The sequence below is a fragment of the Chloroflexota bacterium genome (genome assembly GCA_013152435.1).
Classification (GTDB): domain Bacteria; phylum Chloroflexota; class Anaerolineae; order DUEN01; family DUEN01; genus DUEN01.
In genome coordinates, this window is the sequence record JAADGJ010000120.1 from 41,434 (window position 1) to 64,048 (window position 22,615).

General features: G+C 63.9%; 16 protein-coding genes. 9 read left to right on the top strand and 7 right to left on the bottom strand.

Annotated features, from left to right (window positions below; all coding sequences use genetic code 11):
* Window positions 1–260: 260 nt before the first annotated feature.
* The 6 genes from GXP39_17405 to GXP39_17430 form a co-directional block, all read right to left on the bottom strand.
* Window positions 261–1,907, bottom strand: a complete 1,647-nt coding sequence (locus GXP39_17405; protein ID NOZ29807.1) for an ABC transporter substrate-binding protein — start codon at window positions 1,905–1,907, stop codon at window positions 261–263.
* A gap of 242 nt (window positions 1,908–2,149) precedes the next feature.
* Window positions 2,150–3,322 (bottom strand): M20 family metallopeptidase, encoded by a 1,173-nt coding sequence (locus tag GXP39_17410; GenBank protein NOZ29808.1) that lies wholly within the window; start codon window positions 3,320–3,322, stop codon window positions 2,150–2,152.
* 87 nt (window positions 3,323–3,409) lie between these two features.
* Entirely contained in the window at window positions 3,410–4,786 is a 1,377-nt protein-coding gene (locus GXP39_17415) for a M28 family peptidase (GenBank protein NOZ29809.1), read from the bottom strand.
* Between the two features lie 78 nt (window positions 4,787–4,864).
* Complete coding sequence (locus GXP39_17420) at window positions 4,865–5,809, bottom strand: ABC transporter permease (GenBank protein NOZ29810.1); 945 nt, start codon at window positions 5,807–5,809, stop codon at window positions 4,865–4,867.
* Between the two features lie 20 nt (window positions 5,810–5,829).
* A complete protein-coding gene (locus GXP39_17425; GenBank protein NOZ29811.1) occupies window positions 5,830–6,804 on the bottom strand; it encodes an ABC transporter permease in 975 nt (324 codons plus the stop codon).
* Between the two features lie 116 nt (window positions 6,805–6,920).
* A complete protein-coding gene (locus tag GXP39_17430) occupies window positions 6,921–8,693 on the bottom strand; it encodes a peptide ABC transporter substrate-binding protein (GenBank protein NOZ29812.1) in 1,773 nt (590 codons plus the stop codon).
* Window positions 8,694–9,840: 1,147 nt separating this feature from the next.
* Between GXP39_17430 and GXP39_17435 the strand changes: the two genes are divergently transcribed.
* The 9 genes from GXP39_17435 (at window position 9,841) to GXP39_17475 (ending at window position 21,162) form a co-directional block, all read left to right on the top strand.
* Window positions 9,841–10,542, top strand: coding sequence for a zinc metallopeptidase (locus GXP39_17435; GenBank protein NOZ29813.1), 702 nt, complete (start codon window positions 9,841–9,843; stop codon window positions 10,540–10,542).
* A gap of 97 nt (window positions 10,543–10,639) precedes the next feature.
* The gene (locus GXP39_17440; GenBank protein ID NOZ29814.1) at window positions 10,640–11,869 is read left to right on the top strand and encodes a PDZ domain-containing protein; all 1,230 of its coding nucleotides are present in this window, start codon (window positions 10,640–10,642) and stop codon (window positions 11,867–11,869) included.
* A 90-nt stretch (window positions 11,870–11,959) separates the two neighbouring features.
* Window positions 11,960–13,141: a trypsin-like serine protease gene (locus GXP39_17445; GenBank protein NOZ29815.1), complete on the top strand. Its 1,182-nt coding sequence runs from the start codon at window positions 11,960–11,962 to the stop codon at window positions 13,139–13,141.
* 322 nt (window positions 13,142–13,463) lie between these two features.
* The gene (locus GXP39_17450; protein ID NOZ29816.1) at window positions 13,464–14,099 is read left to right on the top strand and encodes a LysM peptidoglycan-binding domain-containing protein; all 636 of its coding nucleotides are present in this window, start codon (window positions 13,464–13,466) and stop codon (window positions 14,097–14,099) included.
* Between the two features lie 356 nt (window positions 14,100–14,455).
* Entirely contained in the window at window positions 14,456–15,526 is a 1,071-nt protein-coding gene (locus GXP39_17455; GenBank protein NOZ29817.1) for a hypothetical protein, read from the top strand.
* A 377-nt stretch (window positions 15,527–15,903) separates the two neighbouring features.
* The gene (locus GXP39_17460; GenBank protein NOZ29818.1) at window positions 15,904–16,986 is read left to right on the top strand and encodes a hypothetical protein; all 1,083 of its coding nucleotides are present in this window, start codon (window positions 15,904–15,906) and stop codon (window positions 16,984–16,986) included.
* Window positions 16,987–17,057: 71 nt separating this feature from the next.
* Window positions 17,058–18,134 carry a hypothetical protein gene (locus GXP39_17465; GenBank protein ID NOZ29819.1) on the top strand — a complete coding sequence of 359 codons (1,077 nt, stop codon included), beginning with the start codon at window positions 17,058–17,060 and terminating at the stop codon, window positions 18,132–18,134.
* A gap of 103 nt (window positions 18,135–18,237) precedes the next feature.
* Window positions 18,238–18,639 carry a pyridoxamine 5'-phosphate oxidase gene (locus GXP39_17470; protein NOZ29820.1) on the top strand — a complete coding sequence of 134 codons (402 nt, stop codon included), beginning with the start codon at window positions 18,238–18,240 and terminating at the stop codon, window positions 18,637–18,639.
* A gap of 24 nt (window positions 18,640–18,663) precedes the next feature.
* Window positions 18,664–21,162, top strand: a complete 2,499-nt coding sequence (locus tag GXP39_17475; protein ID NOZ29821.1) for an AAA domain-containing protein — start codon at window positions 18,664–18,666, stop codon at window positions 21,160–21,162.
* 104 nt (window positions 21,163–21,266) lie between these two features.
* Here GXP39_17475 and GXP39_17480 read toward each other — a convergent pair whose 3' ends face one another.
* Entirely contained in the window at window positions 21,267–22,166 is a 900-nt protein-coding gene (locus GXP39_17480) for a pseudouridine-5'-phosphate glycosidase (protein ID NOZ29822.1), read from the bottom strand.
* Window positions 22,167–22,615: the final 449 nt, after the last annotated feature.

The following is a 22,615-nucleotide window of genomic DNA, read 5'->3' on the forward strand; positions in this document are numbered from 1 at the left end:
GCCCCTCCGAAAAAGTCCTTCTCCCGCTTTCGACCTGCTCGGCCTCGGCCTGGATCCTTCGGGAAGGGCCGAGGAAGGCAGGTGCAGGCCGGAAAAGTGGGATTTTCGTGGAGGGGAGATCCCCTCCACACCTCCCCCCGTGGAACTGGTAGTTGAGGGAGGCCCCTCAGACACCTTGCCGGTAAATTCTCAGGCGCGCTCTAGGGCGTTGTGTCGGCACAACGGAGCTGCGCCGACACAACACCTGGAATCCTCCTCGATCAGCGCGCGATGAAGGACAGCTTGTTAACGATCCCCAGCCCCTTCACATACACGTACCCATCATACGCGGCCGGACGATAGGCGTAGATGCCGTCGGCGTAGTAGAGGGTGACGAAGGGGACGTCCTGCGCGATGATGGCCTGCATATCCTTGATGATCGCCATCCGCTCATCCGGGTCCAGGGTGCCGGCCAGCTTCTCCGCCAGCGCATCGAACGCCTGGCTCCGATAGCCGCCGATGTTCAACGCCCCCACCGCCGGATCGGAATGCAGCAGATCCACCAGCCGGCTGGGATCGATCTGCACGGAGGCCGACCACCCCCACATGGACAGGTCGAAGTCCCGGCCCTGGGAGACGTCGAAGCCGGGCCATACCAGCGAGTCCACCGTCTTCGGATCCAGCGCCTTCACCTCCAGAGCGATCCCGATCTCCCTCACCCAGTCCCGGATGAGCTCGGCCGCCCGGACGCGCTGCGGGTTGTTGGAGTACACCAGCAGATCGAAGCTCATGGCCTGGCCGTCCGGCGTCTCCCGAATCCCGTCCCCATCGCCGTCGAGGAAGCCCGCCTCGTCCAGCAGCGCACGCGCCCCATCGGGATCATAGGCCAGCTCGATATCCGGATTCGCGTACGGCGACGAGGGATGGACGAAGCCCGGGTTGCCCACCGTGCCGAAGCCCAACAGCAAGGTGTCGACGAGCGCCTGACGGTCGATGGCCAGCGCGATGGCTCGCCTCACCACGGGCTGATCCAGCGGGGGACGCTCATCGTTGAACTGCAAGAGCGTCGTCGCGAAGCCCGGCCCACGGACCACCCGGATCGATGGGACCCCCTCGAACTCGGCGACCAGCTCCGGGGGGATCTGGCGGGAGACCGCATCCACCTCGCCGGATTTCAGCGCCGAGAACATGGTCGTCTGCTCGACGATGATGGGCAGCACGATCTCCGGCACCGCCGGCCGTCCCATGAAATAGTCAGGGTTGGCCTCAAGCCGATAGAACTGCTCGGGCACGTATTCGACGAGCCTGTAGGGACCGGTACCTACCCGGCCGGCGAAGTTCTGCGGATCATCCACCTGGGACCAGATGTGCTTCGGCAGGATCGGCACATCCGCCAGGCGCAGGGAGAAGGACGGATCGGGCTGGGCCAGCGTCATGACCACCGTCCGATCGTCCACCGCCTCCACGCTGGCGACCTGCTTCGCGGTTCGGGCGAAGCGGCTCTGCTGCGGATGCGCAACGAAATACTCATAGGTGAATTGGACATCCTCCGCGGTGAAGGGCTCCCCATCATGCCAGGTGACCCCTTCCCGGAGCGTGAACGAGTACACCTTCCCATCCGGGCTGACCTCCATCCGCTCAGCCAGCCAGGGCTGCGGGATGTTGTCGGCATCCAGCTCGAGCAGGCTATCGTAGATGAGCTTCATCAGGTGATACCCGGGATAGCCGAACACGTAGCTGTACGGGGTGAGCGTGCTCTCATCGGCGGCGATGGCCAGGCGCAGGGGCTCCGCCTGCGCGACCTCGGGCGGCTGCGTCGCCTGGGCGGGCTCAGCCCCGGAAGGCGTCACCGCAGGCGCACAAGCCGCCAACCCGCTCAGGACGATCGCGATCGCGAGCAGGATCGGCCAAAGGCTTCTCGATTTCATCCTTCCCTCCTTCGTGAGAATCGTTCCATCCAGCCAACTACGACGAAGATCTCGGGCTCCTGGCCCCTACGCAATTATACGCACATGCAAAGATTTGCAAAAAGCGCGAGGAGCCAGCGGAGGGAAGGGAAACGAAAACGACGTAAAAGAGCCCCGGTGCTTACCGGGGCTCTCATCATACCCTCTCGTGGGGAGAACCGCCGTCCTCCCCGCGTTCCCTACGATCCCGGCGGGTGGCTGCGTTACGTATCCCTCTGCACGGACCGCAGGAAGGCATCCCGCACGCGCTGAAACGCCTCCGGATCGGTGAGCAGGTCGACTCCCGTCATAGCCATGGCCTTGGCCCCTACCAGAAGCCCCTCATGCCCGCGCGGGGACACGGCCGCCTCCCGGAACTCGACGGTGTGCCCCGCCACCTTCTCATCGGCGATGGCCACGTAGGGGTGCAGAGCGGGGACCACATGGCTGACGTTCCCCATATCCGTGGACCCCATACGCCCATTGGCGTCCGGCTCATGCACCTCCCGACCTAATAGCCGCATATTCTCCTCAAACAGCTCGGCCAGCACGGGGTTCGGGATCATGTTATCGTAATGATAGAGCTCCTTGGTCTCCAGGCGAGCGCCCGACGCTAGGGCCGCCGCCTCGGCGCAGGCGATCACCTTGGCTACAACATCCCGGGCGATGGACCGGGTGGGGGCGCGCACGCTGAACTGCGCCGTCGCATATTCCGGGACGATATTGTGCGCATCGCCCCCGTTGGGAATGATCCCGTGGATGCGGACGCCATCGGGGACGTGCCCACGCAGCGCGTTGATGTTGTTGAACAGGAGGATCACGCCATGGAGCGCGTTGATCCCATCGTCCGGAGCGGCCGCCGCGTGCGCGGCCTTTCCGAAGAACTCAAAGAAGAGGTTATACGAGGCCAGGGAGCGCCGCCGGGTCATGTTGTACACGGAGGGGTGAACCATCATCGCCACGTCAACGCCCTGGAAGGCGCCGCGATCCACCAGCAGCATCTTCCCGCCCCCCTTCTCCTCGGCGGGGGTGCCGATCAGCATCACCTTCCCCGGCAACGCATCGATCACGCTGCCCAGCGCCAGCGCGGCCCCCAGAGCGGCGGCGCCGATGATATTGTGTCCGCAGGCATGGCCCAGGCCGGGCAGCGCGTCGTACTCGGCCAGGTAAGCGATCACCGGGCCGGGGCCGGCCCCGGCCCGCCAGGCGCGAAAGGCGGTAGGCAGTCCGGCGATCCCCCGCTCGACCTGAAAGCCGTGCCGCTCCGCCGTGTCGGTCAAGAGCCCCATGGCCTGGAATTCCTCAAAGGCGACCTCCGGGTTGTCGTGAATCGTGGTGCTCACATGGATCAGCTCATCACGCAACGCGTCGACGGCCGCCATGACCTGCTGTTTCAGAGACGCGCGAGAGGCTTCCGATGTACCCATGGCACGTGCAACCTTCCCTAAGATTTCAGCATCCGATCCCATCATATTCCCCCGGGTCTAATCGAACGGCCACTTATCCTGCGCCCGCAACGGGCGCTCCAGATCGTGGTCGATCAGCATCCGTTTCACCTCATCACGGGTGCGGCGGCGGGCCAGTCTCCCCTCATAAGTCGCCAGGCGCAAAAGCAGGCGAGCCAGCGTCATGGCAGCATCATGAAGGTCACGGCGCTGTACCTTGTCCAACGTATCCGCCGCGGTGTGCCCAAAGCCACGTCCCAGCTTGAAGTCACGACCGCGCGAGCGCATGTTCAGGGCGGGGATGCCGGCCAGGACGAACGGGAACGCGTCGGTAGCCGTGCCGATGGTATCCTCCAATTTCCAATCCGCCCCCATCTCCTCCGCCCAGCTCTGGAGGATCGGCTGCAGCTCGGAGAACCCGGAGAAGCTAAACCCGCCCAGGCCGCCAGCCACGCCGCCGTCCAGGTTCAGCATCAAGGCCACGTCGGCCAGATCGCTCGCGTGCTGACGGACGTACTCGGTGGACCCCAGCACGCCCAGCTCCTCCACAGCGAAGCAGATGAACCGAATGGTGCGCGGCAGACGACCCGCCAGGGGAACGAACAGCCGCGCCAGCTCCAGCACCAACGCCACACCGGTGCCATCGTCCATCGCGCCCTGGGCGATGTCATGCCCATCATAGTGCGCGCCGACGATGATCATCTCCCGGCCAGGATCGCCGGGCACCTCGCCGACGACGTGCACGGCTTCGGCGGGTTTCGCCTCATTCTGGATGTCCATCTCGACGATGACCGGCCCATCCTTGGCCCAACGGGACAGCTGGAACCCGTCCTCCAGACACAAGCCCGCGGCCGGGATCTCGGCCACCCGACCAGAGCGCAGGGAGCCGGTAGGAGCCAATCGGCCAGGCAGGTGATTCACGAAGAGGAACCCGGCCGCCCCAGCCGCCACGGCCCGCCCGTACTTCTCGCGACGGTGAATCCACACCTTGCCACTCTCAGGGCTGGCGCTGTTGGCCATCACGATCCGGCCCTCCAGCTGGCCCGCGCGGGCGGCGAACTCCTCCTCCGTGCCCATGCCCACGTCGATCAGCTCCGCCCGGAGCCCACCGGGCGGGGTGGAGGGCGAATAGACCAGCGAGATGGCCGAGGTCAGGGACTGCTCCCTGGGGGACACCACGCGCACCGCGCAGGTCCCGCGTGACCAGCCCATGTAGGTGAACGGCTCCGGATGCACGTCGCGTAGCCCCAGGCGGGCGAACTGATCGAGCAGCCAGTCCCGCGCGGCCGCCTCGCTGAGGGTACCGCCGAACCGGCTACCGAAGTCGCACAACGTGGCCAGATGCGCGTACAACGTCTGCGAGGTCCACACCTCGCCGATGATCCTCTTCTCCTCCGCGTGGAAATCGAAAGACATCAGCACCCCTTACGTGTGAAACGATATTCGCGCCGGTCGACGCCGGCGCGAATCAAGATCCCCTCGATGAGCTCCGCCTCAGCGGATCTTATACGGATCCAGGGCATCCCGCAACCCATCGCCGATGTAATTGATGGCGATCACGGTGATGAAGATCATCAGGCCGGGGAAGATGGCCATCCACAGGTTGCCGCGCATCATCTCGTCCTGGGCGTTTTTCAGCATATTGCCCCACGTGGGGGTGGGCGGCTGAACGCCGAAGCCCAGGAAGCTCAGGCCGGACTCGGTGATGATGGACGAGGCCACGCGCAGCGTTCCGGCCACGATCACCGGGCTGAGCGCGTTGGGCAGGATATGCCGAATGATGATGCGCCGATTGCTGATACCCAACGCCCGCGCCGCCTCCACGAACTCCTTCTCCCGCAACGCCAGGAAGGCGCTCCGGACCAGCCGCGCCACGGTCATCCAGGAGAGCAAGGCGATGACGAACACGATGGCGAGGACGCCGCCCCCCGCGTGCAGGATGGGGATATCGATGCTGCGCAACAGCAGGGTCATCAAGATCAGCACGAAGAGCTGAGGCAGAGATAGCATCAGGTCCGTGAAGCGCATGAGCAAATTGTCCACCATGCCGCCGTAGAAACCGGACAGCGCGCCCACCGTCGTGCCGATCACCAGGGCCAGCGTCATGGCCATGACGCCGATGGACAACGAGATGCGTCCACCCTGCAGGATGCGGGTAAGCATGTCTCGCCCCAGGTCATCCGTGCCCATGGGGTGCCGCAGCGAGGGCGGCTGGTAACGCTCCGAGAAGTTGGACCGATAGACATCGTACGGGGAGATGATCGGCCCGATGATGGAGGCGATAGCCAGGATACCGACCACGATGAGCCCGATCACTGCCATGCGGTGGCGTTTGAATTGACGCCACATCAAATGGGTCATCGACTCGGTTTCATATTGGGTAAACGTCTCGTCGGTCAGGGATATCGTCGGTACGGCCGTATCACTGTGCGTGGTCATGATCTCTCCGCTTCCATCCGTCAATCATAGCGTATACGCGGATCCAGGTACGCGTAGGCGATATCCGCCAGGAGGTTGAAGAAGACGATGAGGATGGCGTTGATCATGATGATCGCCATCAGCATAGCATAGTCCACGCGCTCGGCCGAGCGGTAGAACAGCCGCCCCATGCCCGGCCAGGAGAAGATCGTCTCGGTGAACAGCGCTCCGCCGAAGAGGCTGGGCAGATCCAGGGCCATAATGGTGACCACGGGCAAAGCCGCGTTCTTCAAGGCGTGCCCGTAGATCACCGCCCGCTCGGCCAGGCCCTTGGCGCGGGCGGTGCGGATGTAATCCAGATGGATCACCTCCAGCATGGAGGCGCGCATGTAGCGCGTATACGTGCCCGCGCTGAACAGCGTGAGCATCGAGACGGGGAGCACCATGTGCCAAGCCAGGTCGCCTATGGAGAACGGCTTTCCCAGGGACGTCATCCCACGGGCCGGGAATAACGGCTTACCTGTGAAGGGATTGTCCAATCCCACATGGAAGATCATGATCAGGATAAGCCCAAACCAAAAGATAGGGATGGACTGTCCCATGAACGCGATGGTGGTCACCACGTGATCGAAGATCGAATACTGCCGCAACGCGGAGAAGATCCCAATGGGCAGGGAGAACAGGATCGTGGTGAAGAAGGACACCCCCATCAGGAGCAGGGTGTTCGGCAAGCGATCGCCGATCTCGACCAGCACAGGGCGCTTGGTCGCCAGAGAGTATCCCCAATCGCCGCGCAGGATATTGCCGAACCACTTCAGGTACTTCACGTGGATGGGGTCGTTCAGCCCCAACTGCTCCTCCAGCCGAGCCATATCCTCGGGCGAGAGGTCCGGGTTCTGCTCATAGGCGGCCATGGGACCGCCGGGGATGATCTGCAATAAGAGAAAGACAACAACGCTGATGACCCATAATAGAGGGATCGCCTGAATCGTACGACGCAGGATATATTTGCTCACGGTTTCCCACCTCTTGTGGGGTTCTCACATCTCACGGTCGCACTTCTGGCCTCCTGCCTCCCCCGGCGTCGGGGGAGGCAGGAGATGGGATGCATCACCCGATCCGATCGGCGGGTTTATTCAGATACCCACCAATCCTCGGCGTTCCAGCCGAGATCCATCCAGTTGTTGTCGATCCAGCCATGGAGCCGCGTGCGATAGGCGTTCAGCTCCAGCCGGTCGTACAGGTAGATGTGCGGCAGGCCGGCCGCGATGCGCTCGCAGAGCCGCTGGTAAGCCGCCTTGCGAACCTCGAGGTCCGGGCTGCTGCCGGCTTCCTTGATGGCCGCGTCGGCTTCCTCATCGACCCAGCGAGAGTAGTTGAAGCCACGGCCGCCGTTCGCCTCCGTAGGCATGCTCCATGAGGCGAAGTAGCCCTCCATGTGCGCCTGCGGGTCGATGCCGTAGGAGGTGGTGTACATCAGGATGTCGAAGTGGCCGTGCTTGCGGAAGGCACCGCTGGCCCAGGAGCCGAACAGCACGGAGGACGGCACGTTCTCGATGTAGAGATCGATGCCGATATCCCGCATCATCTCGACCAACAGCTGCTCCACCTGCTCGCGCAGCTTGTTGCCGCTGGTCGTCTGGATCTTCAGGCGCAGCGGACGGCCCTCCTCGGCGTAGGGGCAACCGCGGCACTCACGGATGCCATCGCCGTCCTGGTCCACCCAGCCGGCCTCCTCCAGAAGCTGTCGGGCCTTCTCCGGGTTGAACTCGCTGACGGGGATGTCACACTTGGCCCAACCGAGGTTGATCTCGGAGGTGCCCAGCGTGGCCTTGCCGTACAGCAGCTCATCGTTGATCTTGGCCTTGTCGATGCCGTACTGGATCGCCTGGCGCACTCGCAGATCACCCAGCGCCCAGTGCGGATTGTTCAGGGGGTCGTCGGTGGCGTCGATGGTGGGATCGGCCAGGTTGAGCAGCAGGCGCTCCGTGCCCGTGTCCGGCGGCGCCGCGAGCACGACTCCCTCCAAGTTCTCGAACTCGGGGATGTCCGCCTCGACCAGATCCCAGAGGATGTCGATGTCCCCGGTCTTGATCAGCGCCTTGCCCACCTCGCGGCTGGGCGTGATGATGATGTTCACGCCGTCCAGATAGGGCTTCTCCGGCGCCTCACGATAGTTGGGGTTGCGGACCAGGGTGATGTGATCCCCAGACACCCACTCGGTCATCATGAAGGGGCCCGTGCCGATGGGATGCCAGTTGAAGTCCCACTTGGGCATGTTGGCCGGATCACCGGTGGCGTGTCGCGGGATGATCTCGGCGGTGAGCAGAGCCAGGTACGGGGCGTAGAACTGCTTGAACTTGATGACGGCCGTGTAGTCGTCGGGCGTCTCGATGCTCTCGATATCCCGCCAGCCGGTGGTGCTGACGGCGCCGCTCTCCGGATGCATGATGGCTTCCCAGGTGAACTTGAAGTCATCCGCGGTGAACGGCTCGCCATCCGACCACTTGATCCCCTCCTTGAAGCGAACGGTGATGGTGAGCCCGTCATCGGAGACACCACCATTCTCCGCGCTCGGCACCTCCTTCGCCAGGATGGGGAAGAAGTTGCCATCGGGATCCACGCCCAACGGGGACTCCAGGATGAACTCGTTGACCTCATCACATGCCGTCTGGGTGCAGATGTGAGGGTTGAGGATCTCTGGCTCCTGGTAGAGGGCGAACGTGATCACGCCGCCGCGCTTGGGCCCCTCTTCCGCCGGGGCAGCCGCCTCCTCCGCCTTCTCCTCGGCCGGGGCCGCGGCCTCCTCCGCCGGCGCCGGGGCAGCAGGCGCACAGGCGACCAGGACCACGCTCAGGATCACAAAGAGGCTCAGGATCCTCAGCAACCAGGGTGCTCGCATCATTTTCCTCCTTGAAGTTTCAAGATCAGTGGGGGAGATTCAGAAAGTTCTCGTCCTTCGGCCCTCAGGGAAGGGCGCATCGGATGTCTGGGGAGATAGCCGAAGCAACCACCTCCTTTCGCGACGAGTTCTTCATCAAGACACGGCCGTTTCAGGCCTTGTTACACATCAGCGATCACGAAACCAGGCCGCTATGATCCTGCCCCGTAGCGGCCATGGCGTCACACGCAAATGTGACGATGTGAAAAAGGGCATCAGGGATACCCGGATCAGATCAAGCCTACAGGGTCTTCCTTCGCGGAGCAGAAGGGGACCACCTGACGCGCCGCGTGCCTATCGGCACACGGGCCTCTCCGGTCACATCGCAAGGCTTGTGCATACCTCAAAGGGCTGTGACGGGGTGGAGGCAACGATGCTCGCCCGCTGTGTCGACGCTGACAGAGAAAAACGGCCCCCTTGCCGAGAACAAGCGAGGCTCCAGCCTGACACGTCACATGGGACAGGAGCCAGAATCACAGATGGGGAATACACCAGGACAACCCGCCAGGCGATGAATCGCTCTGGCGATTGCATCCACGCCGGGCAGCAGGGATCTGCCTAGGGCATTCGGAAAGGTAATCACATAACACATTCAGTGCTCGATCGACGTGGCACCTCGAGGGTGTCTATACTATACCCGCGAGCGTCCAAGTTGTCAACATGCACGCCCGCCCCCAGATGATTATGTCATCTCTAATCTGGAAACCCTATCCACATAGAAGCGAAAAACGCTTACAGACAGGAGGCTATGCATAAGCGATAATGATGCTCTCTCAGACACCCGCCCCACAGAGGAGGCGTGGAGGGGAGCACCCCCTCACGGGAACCCCACCTTTCCGGCCTGCACCTGCCTCTCTCGGCTCTTTCCGCAGGGATCTGGGCCGAGGCCGGGCAGGTCGAAGGCGGAAGAAGGGCTTCTCCCGGAGGGGCTCCTGCGAAGCCGGCGAATGACGGCAGATTTATGTCAGCATGAGGTCTTTCACGGTTTCCGCGATCGTGGTATATAATAAGCAACGAATCGGTTGAACGTCGTGCCCCTGCCCGGGGCACCTGCCAACAGAAGAGAGTCTCCCCCAACACCAGATTGGGAATAGATGTGAGGTGAGACGAGATGTTTTTCCGTCCGTATTTTGATCCGTTGTATCTGTTGTTCGTACTGCCATCGCTGTTGCTGGCCTTATACGCGCAAATGAAGGTGCGCAACGCCTACGCGCGCTATACCCGGGTTCCCAACTCCCGCGGGCTGACGGGCCTGGACGCGGCTCGCATGGTCCTGGGACCCGCCGGGTTGAGCCATGTCCGAATCGAGGGCACGCCCGGCGAGCTGACGGATCATTACGATCCCCGGACCAAGACGTTGCGCCTGTCCAGCGGGGTGGCACACGGCCGCTCCGTGGCCGCCCTGGCCATCGTCATGCATGAGATCGGCCACGCCCTCCAGGACGCGCAGGGATACGCGCCGCTGAAGCTACGCGGCAGTCTGGTGCCGGCCATCACCGTCAGCGCCTGGGTGGCGCCGATGATGTTCCTGGTCGGCTGGCTGCTGGGGCAACCCTCCATCGCCTGGCTGGGCGTCGCCGGGTTTGCGGTGGCCGCTGTCTTCTCCCTGGTCACACTCCCCGTGGAGTTCAACGCCAGCAACCGCGGGCTCCAACTGTTGCAATCCTTCCGCCTGGCTGACGGCCCAGAGCTGCGCCAGGCCAAAGAGGTATTGGATGCGGCCGCGCTGACCTATGTGGCCGCGCTGGCCCAAACCCTCTCCACACTCCTGTACTACGTGTTCTTGCTTACCGGCTTCAGCCGACGGGATTAGACGCTTCCGATCAACCTGCCCCCGTCCCGCCCTCCTCGCGACGGGGGCAGGTTTTCCCATGAGCTGACCCGGTAACAAGCGAAGGGATGAAACGCAAGTGAGTAGATCAAATCGAGGAATCCCAGCAGCGATCGCCATCATCAGCACAAGCGCGCTGGCCCTGATATGCCTCTGCCTGTTCACCGCGGTGATCGTGTGGGATCAGGTGCAGAGCCGCTCGGCACGGGCCATACCAACGCCCGAGCCGATCCCCACGGCGCCCGCGCCACCCACGCCCACAGCGCTGCCACCGGTGGTGATCCAGATCGACCCGGAGGCCGATGTCCAGACGCAGATCCTGACCGCCATCTACCAGAAAGTCAACCGCTCCGTGGTGAACATCACCGTGCGGCAACAGGCTCATCCTGGCCTGGACAACGAGGAATTCTACACCGAAGGACAGGGCTCCGGATTCGTATGGGACAAGCAAGGGCACATCGTCACCAACCTTCACGTGATCGCCGACGCGACGGAGGTGGACGTCACATTCTGGAATGACATCACCGTGCCCGCCACGGTGGTCGGCACCGATCCGGACAGCGACCTCGCCGTCGTGCGGGTGGACGTGAGCCCGGATGAGCTCTATCCGGTGGAGCTGGGCGACTCCGATCAGGTGCAGGTTGGGGAGCGGGCGATCGCCATCGGCAACCCGTTCGGCTACCAAGGCACCCTGACTCATGGCATCGTGAGCGCCGTGGGGCGTTCGATCCCGGCGCTCACCGGCTTCCAGATCCCGGAGGCCATCCAGACGGACGCGGCCATCAACCCGGGCAACTCGGGCGGGCCGCTGCTGGACGCGCAGGGCCGCGTCATCGGGGTGAACGCGCAGATCCGCTCGTTGGTGCGGGCCAACTCCGGCGTCGGCTTCGCCATCCCCATCAACCTGGTCAAGCGCGTGGTGCCCTCCCTCATCGAAACCGGCCGCTACGAGCACCCCTGGCTGGGCATCTCCGGCCAGACGCTGTCGCCGTCCATGGCCCAGGATCTGAAGCTTCCCGCGGAGCGAGGGATCCTGATCGCCGACGTGATCCCCAACAGCCCGGCGCAGCGGGCAGGCCTGCGCCCCAGCAGGCGGACCGTCAACTACAAGGGGCGACAGGTGCCCATCGGAGGGGACATCATCGTCCAGATCGATGAGCAACCGCTTCACAACTTCGACGACCTGTTGATATACCTCGCGCGCTACACATCGCCCGGGCAAGAGGTCATCCTGACAGTGGTCCGTGACGGGAAGCGCGTCCAAGTGCCCGTAACCCTTGGCGCGCGGCCCACGCGCACACACCCGTAACGGACACGACCAAGATCGGGATAGAGGACGGGGCGGGCATGATCCGCCCCGTTCCCATATGCGAACCCCAAGATCCAGGGAGGGGGAGAGATGAAATCCGTGCGGCTCACCATCATCTGGGGAGCGGTCCTGGCCATCGCCCTGGCCAGTTGCAATGGCATCGTGCCCTCGTTGAGGCCGACGCCTACCCCCCAGCCTCCCACGCCGACGCCACGCGTGATCGTGATCGTCGCCACGCCCACGCCCGGCGCGCCGCCGGAGATGATCGACGTGGGCGAGGAGCGCGTGATCGCCGTGTACGAGCGCGTGAGCCCCGCCGTGGTCAACGTGACGACTCGCGTCCTGCGCCAGAGTTTCTTCTTCGGCGTCTACCCGGAGGAGGGAACCGGGTCCGGGTTCCTATGGGACGATCAGGGCCACATCGTCACGAACTACCACGTCGTCGAGGGGGCCCAGTCGGTGGAGGTGGGATTTGGAGAGGACTTTGTCCAGCCCGCCACCATCGTGGGGGTTGATCCGCCCAACGATCTGGCAGTGCTTCGCGTGGAGGAGGTGCCTCCCGGCGTGCAGCCGGTGGAGCTGGGCGATGCCTCCAAGCTGCGCGTGGGCCAGCGCGCCATCGCCATCGGCAATCCGTTCGGGCAGTTCGAGCGCACCCTGACCACGGGCGTCATCAGCGCGCTTAACCGCACCATCACCATCGACGAGGATACGGTGTTGCGGCATGTGATCCAGACGGATGCGGCCATCAACCGGGGCAACTCGGGCGGGCCGCTGCTGGACTCCTTCGGGCGGCTGATCGGCATCAACTCCGCCATCTACTCCCCCACGGGAACCTCCGCGGGCGTGGGGCTGGCGATCTCCGTGGACACGGTGAAGCGCGTGGTGCCGGAGCTGATCGCGCATGGGCGCTATCGACATCCCTGGCTGGGAGTCCTGGGATACAGCATCACCCCTGTGTTGGCCCGCGCCCTGGACCTCCCCGTACAGCAGGGGCTATTGGTCGCCCGGATCTATCGCGGCAGCCCGGCCGCGAAGGCGGGGTTGCGAGGCGCTCGCCGGGAGATGATCATCGGGAACCGCATCATCCTGGTGGGCGGCGACATCATCACCGCCATCGACGGATACTCCATCCAGGGAATGGATGACCTGGAGGACTACCTGGAGGAGCGCACCCAGGTGGGGCAGACCGTGACTCTGGAGGTGATCCGGGGTGGCCAGAGGATGCGGATCGACGTCGAGCTGGAGGAGATGCCCAGGCAGCTCTACTGAACCGGATCGACCGGCCTTCAAGCCTCCGCGGCACCTCCACGTCTCCGCCTTTCACCTGCCCCGCCCGGCTTCGCCCGCCCGTGGGCATCGTGGAGTGTTTCGCGAACTTTCCACCGTTTTGGATACGCCACCGGATTGTGGAGGGCTTTGACCCCCTTATGTGAATATGGTAAGATCATTGCCGTGATCATCCCTCTGACACGACATGGGTCAGGTTCTCCTCACCCCGGTCGGGGAACCAGGGCGATGGAACGGGATACCGATGATGGCGTCCGGCCGTGACATGCATGATGGAGTGGCGCCCTTACGGAAGGAGGACTTTATGCACCGGTTGAGATACAAGTGGCTCATGATCGGGGTGATAGCCCTGTTGCTGTCCGGAGCGATGCTGGGATGCACCCGCAAGCGCCCGACGCCGACGCCATTCCCAACAGAATCGGCCACCCAGGTCGCCCCGACCGCGACGCCGGAGGCGGAACAGCCTACACCCAAGACCACCGTCGCCGCCGTGGAGGAGGAGCCCGCGCAGCCGGAGCAGACCCCGACCGCGGCCCCCACGCCGACGCCGGCGCCACCGCCCTCCGAACAAGGCGCCTCGGAGGCTCCCACGCCGACGGCCGCTCCCGGCCAGCCGGTGGAGCATATCGTCCAACCCGGCGAATACCTGAACCTGATCGCCCGTCGCTACGGCGTGTCCCCCGAGGCGATCATGCGGGCGAACAACATACAGGACCCCAACCTCCTCTACCCGGGGCAGAAGTTGATCATCCCCGCGCCGGGCACGACGCCGGGCTCATCCGGCAGCAGCCCGTCGGGGAAAATCCACATCGTCCAACGAGGGGAGACGCTGCAAAGCATCGCGCTAAAATACGGCGTGACCGTTCAGGAGCTGGCCGCGGCAAACGGGATCAGCAACCCCAATTTCATCTATGTCGGTCAAAGACTGGTCATCCCTTGACGAGACCGCCCGCGCGGGGACCAGGGCACGTCCGGGGGATGGCATCACGTTTGCAAAGCGCAGGCACTGTCCGCGGACAGTGCCTGTCTCGCGTGAGAAACCGATGTCAGCCCACCGGAGGGCTTTTGTCAAGTGATGAAAACGGAGGATCGTCATACTAGGGATAGCGTATCTTCCCACGCTGCGGCATATCGCGCTCTCCGACCCCACGAGATCCGGGAGGCGAACCCCACCAGGGTCCGAATGACGCGCACAGCCGCAAGGGGAAGACGATATCCGAGCATATTCCGAGGAGCCGAGGCTCTCCCGGCTCCTCGGAGGATCACCCACACAAGACCATGGACAGGAGGGGATAGATGGCGAAGCTCATCAGCGCGATTCTGTTCTCGCTGGTTGTCGGCGGAGGTATCGCCGTGCTGATCGCCGGGGCGACGGGACGCCGAAGTGCCCGCGGCCCCAACTGGCGCAATGCGCTTCTGGCCGGCCTGATCGCCTTTCTGGGCATCTTCGGCACGCTGGCCCTGATGGACTCCTTCACACAGGTCCAATACGGAACCGTCGCCGTCGTCACCCAGTTCGGTAAGGTCAAAGGGGTCTTCAAGCCGGGCCTGAACTGGAAGCTGCCGTTCATCCAGGATACCATCGTTTACCGCACTCAGGAGATCGTCTACGAGACGGTGGATCCGGCGGAGCTGGATGTCTCTCGCGCCGACTACAGGGACGTAGAGGTCGATACGGCCACGGCGGATGGGCAGCAGATCCGCGCCCGGTACACCGTGCGATTCTTCATCGAGCCCGATCGAGCGACGGATATCGCTCAGAAGTTAGGGCCGGAAGATCGTGTGGTGGAGAAGGTGGTGAAAGCCACCAGCCGGGTGCACGTGCGCAACATCTTGAAGCGCTACCAGGCGAGCCAACTCTATTCGGGGAACGTGGAGGAGGCGCAGGCGGAGATCGAGGAGAGGCTGCGCCAGGAGTTCAGCAAAGCCGGCCTGGAGCTGACCTTCTTCGGGCTGCGCTCCATCGTCTTCACGGACGCATACAAAGAGGCGGTGGAGAAGAAGCAGATCGAGGCGGAAAATATCATCACCAAGCAAAATCTGGCGAAGCAGGCCGAGTTCGAGAAACAGCGCACCATCACCCAGGCGCAGGCGGAGGCCGAACGCCAGCGGTTGGAGCGCATCGGCATCGCGCAGGGTGAAGCGGAGGCCATCCGGGTGAAGGCGGAAGCGGAGGCCGATGCCATCCGTCTGAAGGCCAAAGCACAGGCGGAGGCCAACCGGCTGATCGCCGCCAGCCTGACCCCTGAGATGATCCAATGGCAGGCTGTGCAGACATGGGATGGAAGCTATCCGATGGTGTTGGGCACGCAGGGACAATTCATCCTGCCGGGAGATCTCTTCACACAACCGGGCGGATCACGCTGATCGCTCAGCGCAGATCGCCAATGGGAACAGGGGCACGAGGCTTCGTGCCCCTGTGGTTTTCATTGTCCCCCCGTCCCGGGAAACCGGCGGAAATACCGGGATCATGTAGAAGCGTTCCCTACTCCGAGTCCGCGCTTGCATTGACAGGCATCTGCCCTGGATGTTAAAATGGAGGCGAATCCTCTTCCATGGCGCTGTTCACGATGTCCTATCCCTTGCGTGGGACCCGGATCCCGGTTCATCTGCCTCACCGCAAGGATACGAGCATGTCCCTGTCGCCTTATCCGGGTGTTTGCGAGAGTGGGGAAGATCTGCCATCGGTTTCTGCGAAGTGATTGTCCAGGTCACAGGCCCGTTCAGGCGTAAGAAGGGAGTGCATGATGATCAGTGAACAAGCGGTTCAGGAACTGGTGAATTTCCACAGCGATGATGTCCCCACGTTGAGCCTGTATCTGAATGTCGATCCCCACCGTCGGACCCGAGAGAAATATAAGCTGGCCCTACGGCGCCTTCTGGAGGAGGCCGCCGGGCGGGCGGCTCCAGAGGACATCGCTCGCGTGGAGCAGTACATCGATCTGGAGTACAATTGGCAGGGGAGAGCCGTGGCCTGCTTCAGCTGCCAGGCCAAGGGATTCTGGCACGCGTTCTCACTGCTCGTCCCCCGCGAGGACTTGGTCTTCGTAGGCGATCGCCCTTACATAAAGCCTCTCATTGACCTGATGGAACGCTACGCGGTCGCCCTGGTGAACCGGGAGGGAGCCCGCCTCTTCGTCTTCCACATGGGAGCCCTGCGAGAGGCCACGGAGCTGGAGGGCGAGGACATCAAGCGACACCGGGCGGGCGGCTGGGCCTCAAAGCGCTACCAAAGTCACGAGGACGAGGCTGCCCAACGAAACCTGCGCGAGGCGGCGGAACTCACCGAGGCGTTCTGCCGTCGATATGAGTGCGATCATCTGATCCTGGGCGGTACGGAGACCAACGTAGCCCAGTTCGAAGACCTCCTGCCCAAAGCCATACGGGAGCGCGTGGTAGGCCACATCACGGTGGACAAGGACGCCCCCGCCTCTGAGATCGGGGATCGATCGGCGGAGGCCGTGCAGGCATACATCGCACGCCGTGAGGCCGAGCTAGTCGAGCAGTTGATCACCACGGCGGCCAAAGGCGGGACCGCTGCGCTGGGATTGGCCGATACCCTGGGGGCGGTACACGCCGGCCAACTGCATCATCTCATCGTCGAGCAGGACTTCCGAGCCCCAGCGTATCGATGTGAGAATTGCGGCTACATGACGGTGGAGCAAACGGAGCGGTGCCCCTTCTGCGGCGGACCGCAGCATCATTTGCCCGATGCGGTGGACAACCTGATCCGCCACGCCATCAGCCAGGGCCTGGAAGTGACCATCGTGCGAGAGAACGACTCCTTGCGAGAGGCGGGACACATCGGAGCTCTGCTGCGCTATTAGCCGTCGCGATCGCGGCGCCATCCGGCGTGTGACGGAGAGGATCACATCGGAGTAGAGGGGTCCAAAGACGAATGGATAGCGATGGGAGCCGGGCTGTTCTGCTGTTCGGCTTTGTGCTGGCTTTAGCCTTATGCGCGGCCGCAGGGCTGGCGGCCGTGTCCGCTTTAGGTCTGTTCCAGCAACGCGCGGCTCCCACCGAGCCCATGCCGATCGCGACCACGCCCAGGGCCACTATCCCGGCGCCGACGACCATCGCGGCGCCTCCTCAAGCCACGGAGCCTCCTGCCCCTCCCACTCCGGAGCGCCCCGCCACGCCTACGCCCGTGGTCGTCGTGGTGCAACCGACCACCCAGCCGGCATCTCCCACGACGGCACCCACTCCTACGCCCACGCGGACGCCGACGCCCACACCCACCCGCACTCCCACCCCCACGATCACCCTGACCCCGACGAGTACGGCGACCCCCACCCCGTCCCCTTATGCGGGCCCCTACCGCGAGGGGAACGGGGTCGACCTGCACGCCAGACCCGCGCCCTTCCCCCCCTATCTGGACGGTACCCTCAACGAGTGGAATGCGGTGCAGGGACAGGATCTGAGCTATATCATCGGTGGCGCTCAGGCCTATGAGGGGATAGACGATATCGCCGGCACCGTGTATGCTCAATGGGACTCGGATCATCTATACCTGGCCGCGCGGGTCACCGACGACGTGCACGTACAAACCCAGCGCGGCGAGCGGATCAACCTGGGAGACGCGTTGATCATCTGGATCGATGCCGACCTCGCCGGGGATTTCGATACGGCGGTGGCCAACGACGATGACTATCAGATCGGCCTGTCTCCGGGCGACTTCGCCACCATCCCCCCTGAGGGGGTGATCTGGCGCCCTCAGCAACGCCCGGAGTGGAATCAGGCCATCACCGTCGGCGCCCAGCGGGACGGCAACGGGTACACGCTGGAGGCGTCCATCCCCTGGTCGGTGTTCGGGCGGAAGCCGAGCCCGGGGCAGGCGTTTGGATTTTCCGCCCAGCTGCTGGATAATGACACGCCAGGGTTCGAGGGGGTGGAGACCGTGCTCTCCGGGGCGCCGAAGCTGCGCCCTGGGGCGCCGACCACCTTCGGCAATCTGATCCTCGATGGACATTAGAGTTTCATTAGACCTGGTGGAAATTGTAGGGGGGGCCACGAGGCTCCATGGACATAGGACGCGAAACTAGAGGTGGAACGAACGAAGAGGGAATGAGATCGTCATGGCCTGGTCCTCAGAGCGACCTACGGAGCGGATCCGGCGTCGGTTGCAGCAGGAGAAGATCATCTGGGTTGCCACCGTGCGACCAAACGGGGCGCCCCATCTCACGCCGGTTTGGTTCGTGTGGGACGCGGAAAGCTTATACATCTGCATCAGCCCCTCCAGCCGCAAGGCCCGCAACCTGGCCGAGAATCCGCAGGTAGCCGTATCTCTGGAGGACGGGCGCAATGCTGTGATCGTCGAGGGCATGGCAACGCACGCCACGCCCGAGGAGCGGGAGCAGGTGGCTCCTCTGTTCCTGAGCAAGTACGACTGGAACATCCTGACGGACACCACCTACACCCTGCTCCTGAAGATCTCGCCGAGGAAATTCCTGGCCTGGGGCGACGATGACCAGGCATGAGAGAAATAGAGGTTATGAGAGATGATGCGATTTGACCGTTTCACGGAGCGCGCGCAGGATGCCGCGATGCGCGCATATGAGATCCTGCAGCGTTACCAGCACACACAGGTGGACACCGAGCATATGTTTCTGGCGCTGTTGGAACAGCCTGACGGGGTGATTCCACAGCTGCTGGAGAGGATGGACGTGCCGCCGGAAGGGGTACGAGCGCGGCTGGAGGAGGCCCTGAGCCACGGGCAACGGACGACCCCCGCCTTCACAGGGGCCGTCACCCAGGTATTCATCACGCCGCGGCTGAAGCGCGTGATCGATGTCGCGCAGGAGGAAGCCAAGCGGCTGCGCGACGAGTACATCTCCACCGAGCACATCTTCCTAGCTATCGCCAACGAGCGCAACACACCCTCTGCCAACATCCTGCGGGAGTTCGGCGTGACGCGGGAGCGGATCCTGCGCGCTATCGAGGAGGTGCGCGGCGGACAGCGGGTCACCGACCCGTCGGCGGAGAGCCGCTACCGCACGCTGGAGAAGTACAGCCGGGACCTCACGCAAATGGCCAGGGAGGGCAAGCTCGACCCGGTGATCGGGCGTGATGCCGAGATCCTGCGAGTCATCCAGATCCTCAGCCGCCGCACCAAGAACAACCCGGTGCTGATCGGCGAGGCGGGGGTGGGAAAGACCGCGATCGTCGAGGGCCTGGCGCAGAAGATCATCGCGGAGGACGTCCCAGAGAGCCTGATCGGCAAGCGGATCGTGTCCCTGGACCTGGGGGCGATGATCGCGGGGACCCGCTTCCGCGGCGAGTTCGAGGAGCGCCTGAAGTCGGCCATCGAGGAGATCCAACGGGCACAGGGGGAGATCATCCTCTTCATCGACGAGCTGCACACCGTGGTGGGGGCCGGCGCCGCCCAGGGGGCGATGGACGCATCCAACATGCTGAAACCCGCCCTGGCGCGAGGAGAGCTGCGATGCATCGGGGCGACGACGCCGGACGAATATCGCAAGCACATCGAGAAGGACAGCGCCTTAGAGCGCCGCTTCGCGCCGGTGTACGTGGAAGAGCCATCGGTAGAGGAGACCATCGAGATCCTGAAGGGTGTGCGGGACCGCTATGAGGCCCATCACAACGTCCGCTTCACAGACGAGGCGCTGGTGGCCGCGGCCCGTCTCTCCCATCGATACGTCACCGAGCGGCATCTGCCGGACAAGGCCATCGATCTGATGGACGAGGCCGCCGCCAAGCTCCGGGTCGCGTTAGACACGATGCCGCCGGAGCTGAAGGCGAAGCGCGTGGAGCTCCAGAAGCTCCAGGCCGAGGAGGAGGCCGCGTGGAACGCTCGGGACTACGAGAAGGCGGCCATCTACAAAGCCGAGCGGCTGAAGCTGGAGGAGGCCTACAACATCGAACGGGCGGCCTGGCGAGAGTCCAGCGGCCTGGACGACGTGGTCGACGCGGATGACATCGCCCAGGTGGTCGCCAGCTGGACCGGCATCCCGGTCGCGTCCTTGATGGAGACGGAGGCACAGAAGCTGCTGCGCATGGAGGAGGAGCTGGAGAAGCGCGTCATCGGCCAACGGGAGGCGATCGAGGCTATCTCAGATGCTATCCGGCGGGCGCGCTCGGGCCTGAAGGACCCCAAGCGCCCCATCGGCTCCTTCATCTTCCTGGGCTCCTCCGGGGTCGGCAAGACGGAGCTGGCCCGGGCGCTGGCGGAGTTCCTGTTCGATGACGAGGATGCCCTGGTGCGCATCGACATGAGCGAATACCGCGAGCAACACACGGTGAGCCGGCTCTTCGGTGCCCCGCCGGGCTACGTCGGCTACGAGGAAGGCGGACAACTCACGGAGGCGGTACGACGTCGCCCCTATCAGGTCGTGCTCTTCGATGAGATCGAGAAGGCACACCCAGAGGTGTGGAACGCGCTTCTCCAGGTGCTGGAGGACGGCCGCATGACCGACGGCCAAGGCCACGTGGTGGACTTTCGCAACACGGTCATTATCATGACCTCCAACATCGGCACCGACTATATCCGGTCCGGTGGCGCGTTGGGCTTCGTCAAAGGGGATCAGGGCGATGCCCAAGACCAAGAGCTGCGCCGGAAGATCGAACAGGGGCTGAAGCGCACGTTCCGGCCGGAGTTCCTGAACCGCGTGGATGAGGTCATCATCTTCAACACGCTCACCGTGGAAGACGTGAAGAAGATCGTCGATCTGCAAATGCGGGAGATCAGCGAGCGACTGGAGGAACAGGGGGTCACGCTGGAGCTGACGGACGAGGCGCGATCATGGCTGGCGAGCGTGGGCTTCGATCCGCAGTTCGGCGCCCGACCTCTGCGGCGCACGCTACAGCGCCACGTGGAGAGCCCGCTCTCCCGCCGCCTGCTGAAGGGCGAGTTCCAGCCGGGCGACACCATCACCGTGGACGTGGCCCAGGACGAGAACGGCGAGGAGCACCTGGTCTTCGAGCGCCGGCCGGGAGCGCCCATCGCCGTGGAGCTCCCCATCCAGCGTAAGGTGGAAGGATAACGACATATCCCAAAAGGCGACGGGGCCATCGATCCCCTCGCCAGCACGATCACGAACCATCAACAGGGCCGCAGTCTCTACTGCGGCCCTGTCGCGTGCACGGCTCAGACGGCAGCCAACGCCAACGCGATCCGGGCAGCGACGCGAGCGTTGTTCTCCAGCAGGGCCAAGTTGGCGCGCAACGCGTCGCCGCCACTCAACTCGGCGACCCGAGCCAGGAGGAAGGGGGTGAGATCCTTCCCCTGTATCTCCCGCTCCTCCGCCTCGGCCAGCGCCCTCTCTATGATGGGGGCGACCCGCTCCTGGGGCAGCTCCGCCTCCCGCGGGACGGGGACAACGACCAGCATTCCTCCCGGCAGGCCAAGCTCGCGCTGCGCACGGAATAGCGAGGCGACCTGCTCCGGCGTGTCCACCCGCTGATCCACCGGCAGTCCCGAGGTACGAGAGTAAAAGGCGGGGAACTCGTCCGTCTGATACCCGATGACGGGAACCCCTTTCGTCTCCAGCACCTCCAGGGTGAGGGGCAGGTCCAGGATAGCCTTGGCGCCAGCACACACGACGCACACCGGCGTCTGCGCCAGTTCCTCCAGGTCGGCGGAGACATCGAACGGGTGGCCTCGATGAACGCCTCCGATGCCGCCCGTGGCGAAGACGCGAATGCCGGCCCGCGCAGCCAGATACATGGTAGCCGCCACCGTGGTCGCCCCATCCTGGCCCATCGCGATCGCGATGGGGAGATCCCGCCGGCTCACCTTACGCACACCTTGTGCGCGTGCCAGATGCTCCAGCTCCTCATCGGATAACCCGACGCGCACCCGGCCGGCGATGATCCCAATGGTCCTCGGGACAGCCCCCTCCTCGGTGATGATCTGCTCCAGCCGCCGGGCGAGGCTCAGATTGTGAGGCCACGGCAGCCCATGCGAGATGACCGTGGACTCCAGGGCTACAGGACTTTGCTGGCTTTCCCTTTCCACTGCGGCTGAAGAAAATCCCACTTGACAAATCACCCCTGCGCGGTTATACTTGGAATAGAACAAATTTTCTATTGGGCTCACCCAGGCGCGTCTGCGGCTTGGGTATCTTTCTCACGCGCTTGAAGGCTTCCTTAAAAGAGCCCTTCGCGTCTTCCTCAGGGCCTACGATCGATGTCGTCGGCTGTTTCACAAAGTCTCCGCACGCGTGAACACACCGCCCCGTGTTCATCCACCGGCTCAGCGCAGAGCCGCGGCCGACTCCCAAGAACTGGATTAGGAATATAGGGCCTTTTCAAAGTCTAACGTCCATATTGGCATACATGGCGCTTGCAGGGACGAGGCAAGGTGTTGTGTCTGTATACGCATCTTCTCGGTTTCTCCCAGCACACGACGTGACCAGACGTACCCCACCCCCCTGTCGTCCCCCCTCCCCAATCCGCTTCGCTGGGAGGGGGGACCTGGGAGTGGGTGGTGGCGGC

What these genes read in the sequence shown, in the direction of transcription:
- GXP39_17415 (NOZ29809.1), bottom strand. Translation starts at nt 4,786, where the DNA reads ATGTCTTTCGATTTCCACGCGGAGGAGAAGAGGATCATCGGCGAGGTG.
- GXP39_17420 (NOZ29810.1), bottom strand. Translation starts at nt 5,809, where the DNA reads ATGACCACGCACAGTGATACGGCCGTACCGACGATATCCCTGACCGAC.
- GXP39_17470 (NOZ29820.1), top strand. Translation starts at nt 18,238, where the DNA reads ATGGCCTGGTCCTCAGAGCGACCTACGGAGCGGATCCGGCGTCGGTTG.
- GXP39_17445 (NOZ29815.1), top strand. Translation starts at nt 11,960, where the DNA reads ATGAAATCCGTGCGGCTCACCATCATCTGGGGAGCGGTCCTGGCCATC.
- GXP39_17475 (NOZ29821.1), top strand. Translation starts at nt 18,664, where the DNA reads ATGCGATTTGACCGTTTCACGGAGCGCGCGCAGGATGCCGCGATGCGC.
- GXP39_17405 (NOZ29807.1), bottom strand. Translation starts at nt 1,907, where the DNA reads ATGAAATCGAGAAGCCTTTGGCCGATCCTGCTCGCGATCGCGATCGTC.
- GXP39_17450 (NOZ29816.1), top strand. Translation starts at nt 13,464, where the DNA reads ATGCACCGGTTGAGATACAAGTGGCTCATGATCGGGGTGATAGCCCTG.
- GXP39_17435 (NOZ29813.1), top strand. Translation starts at nt 9,841, where the DNA reads ATGTTTTTCCGTCCGTATTTTGATCCGTTGTATCTGTTGTTCGTACTG.
- GXP39_17430 (NOZ29812.1), bottom strand. Translation starts at nt 8,693, where the DNA reads ATGATGCGAGCACCCTGGTTGCTGAGGATCCTGAGCCTCTTTGTGATC.
- GXP39_17460 (NOZ29818.1), top strand. Translation starts at nt 15,904, where the DNA reads ATGATGATCAGTGAACAAGCGGTTCAGGAACTGGTGAATTTCCACAGC.
- GXP39_17465 (NOZ29819.1), top strand. Translation starts at nt 17,058, where the DNA reads ATGGATAGCGATGGGAGCCGGGCTGTTCTGCTGTTCGGCTTTGTGCTG.
- GXP39_17455 (NOZ29817.1), top strand. Translation starts at nt 14,456, where the DNA reads ATGGCGAAGCTCATCAGCGCGATTCTGTTCTCGCTGGTTGTCGGCGGA.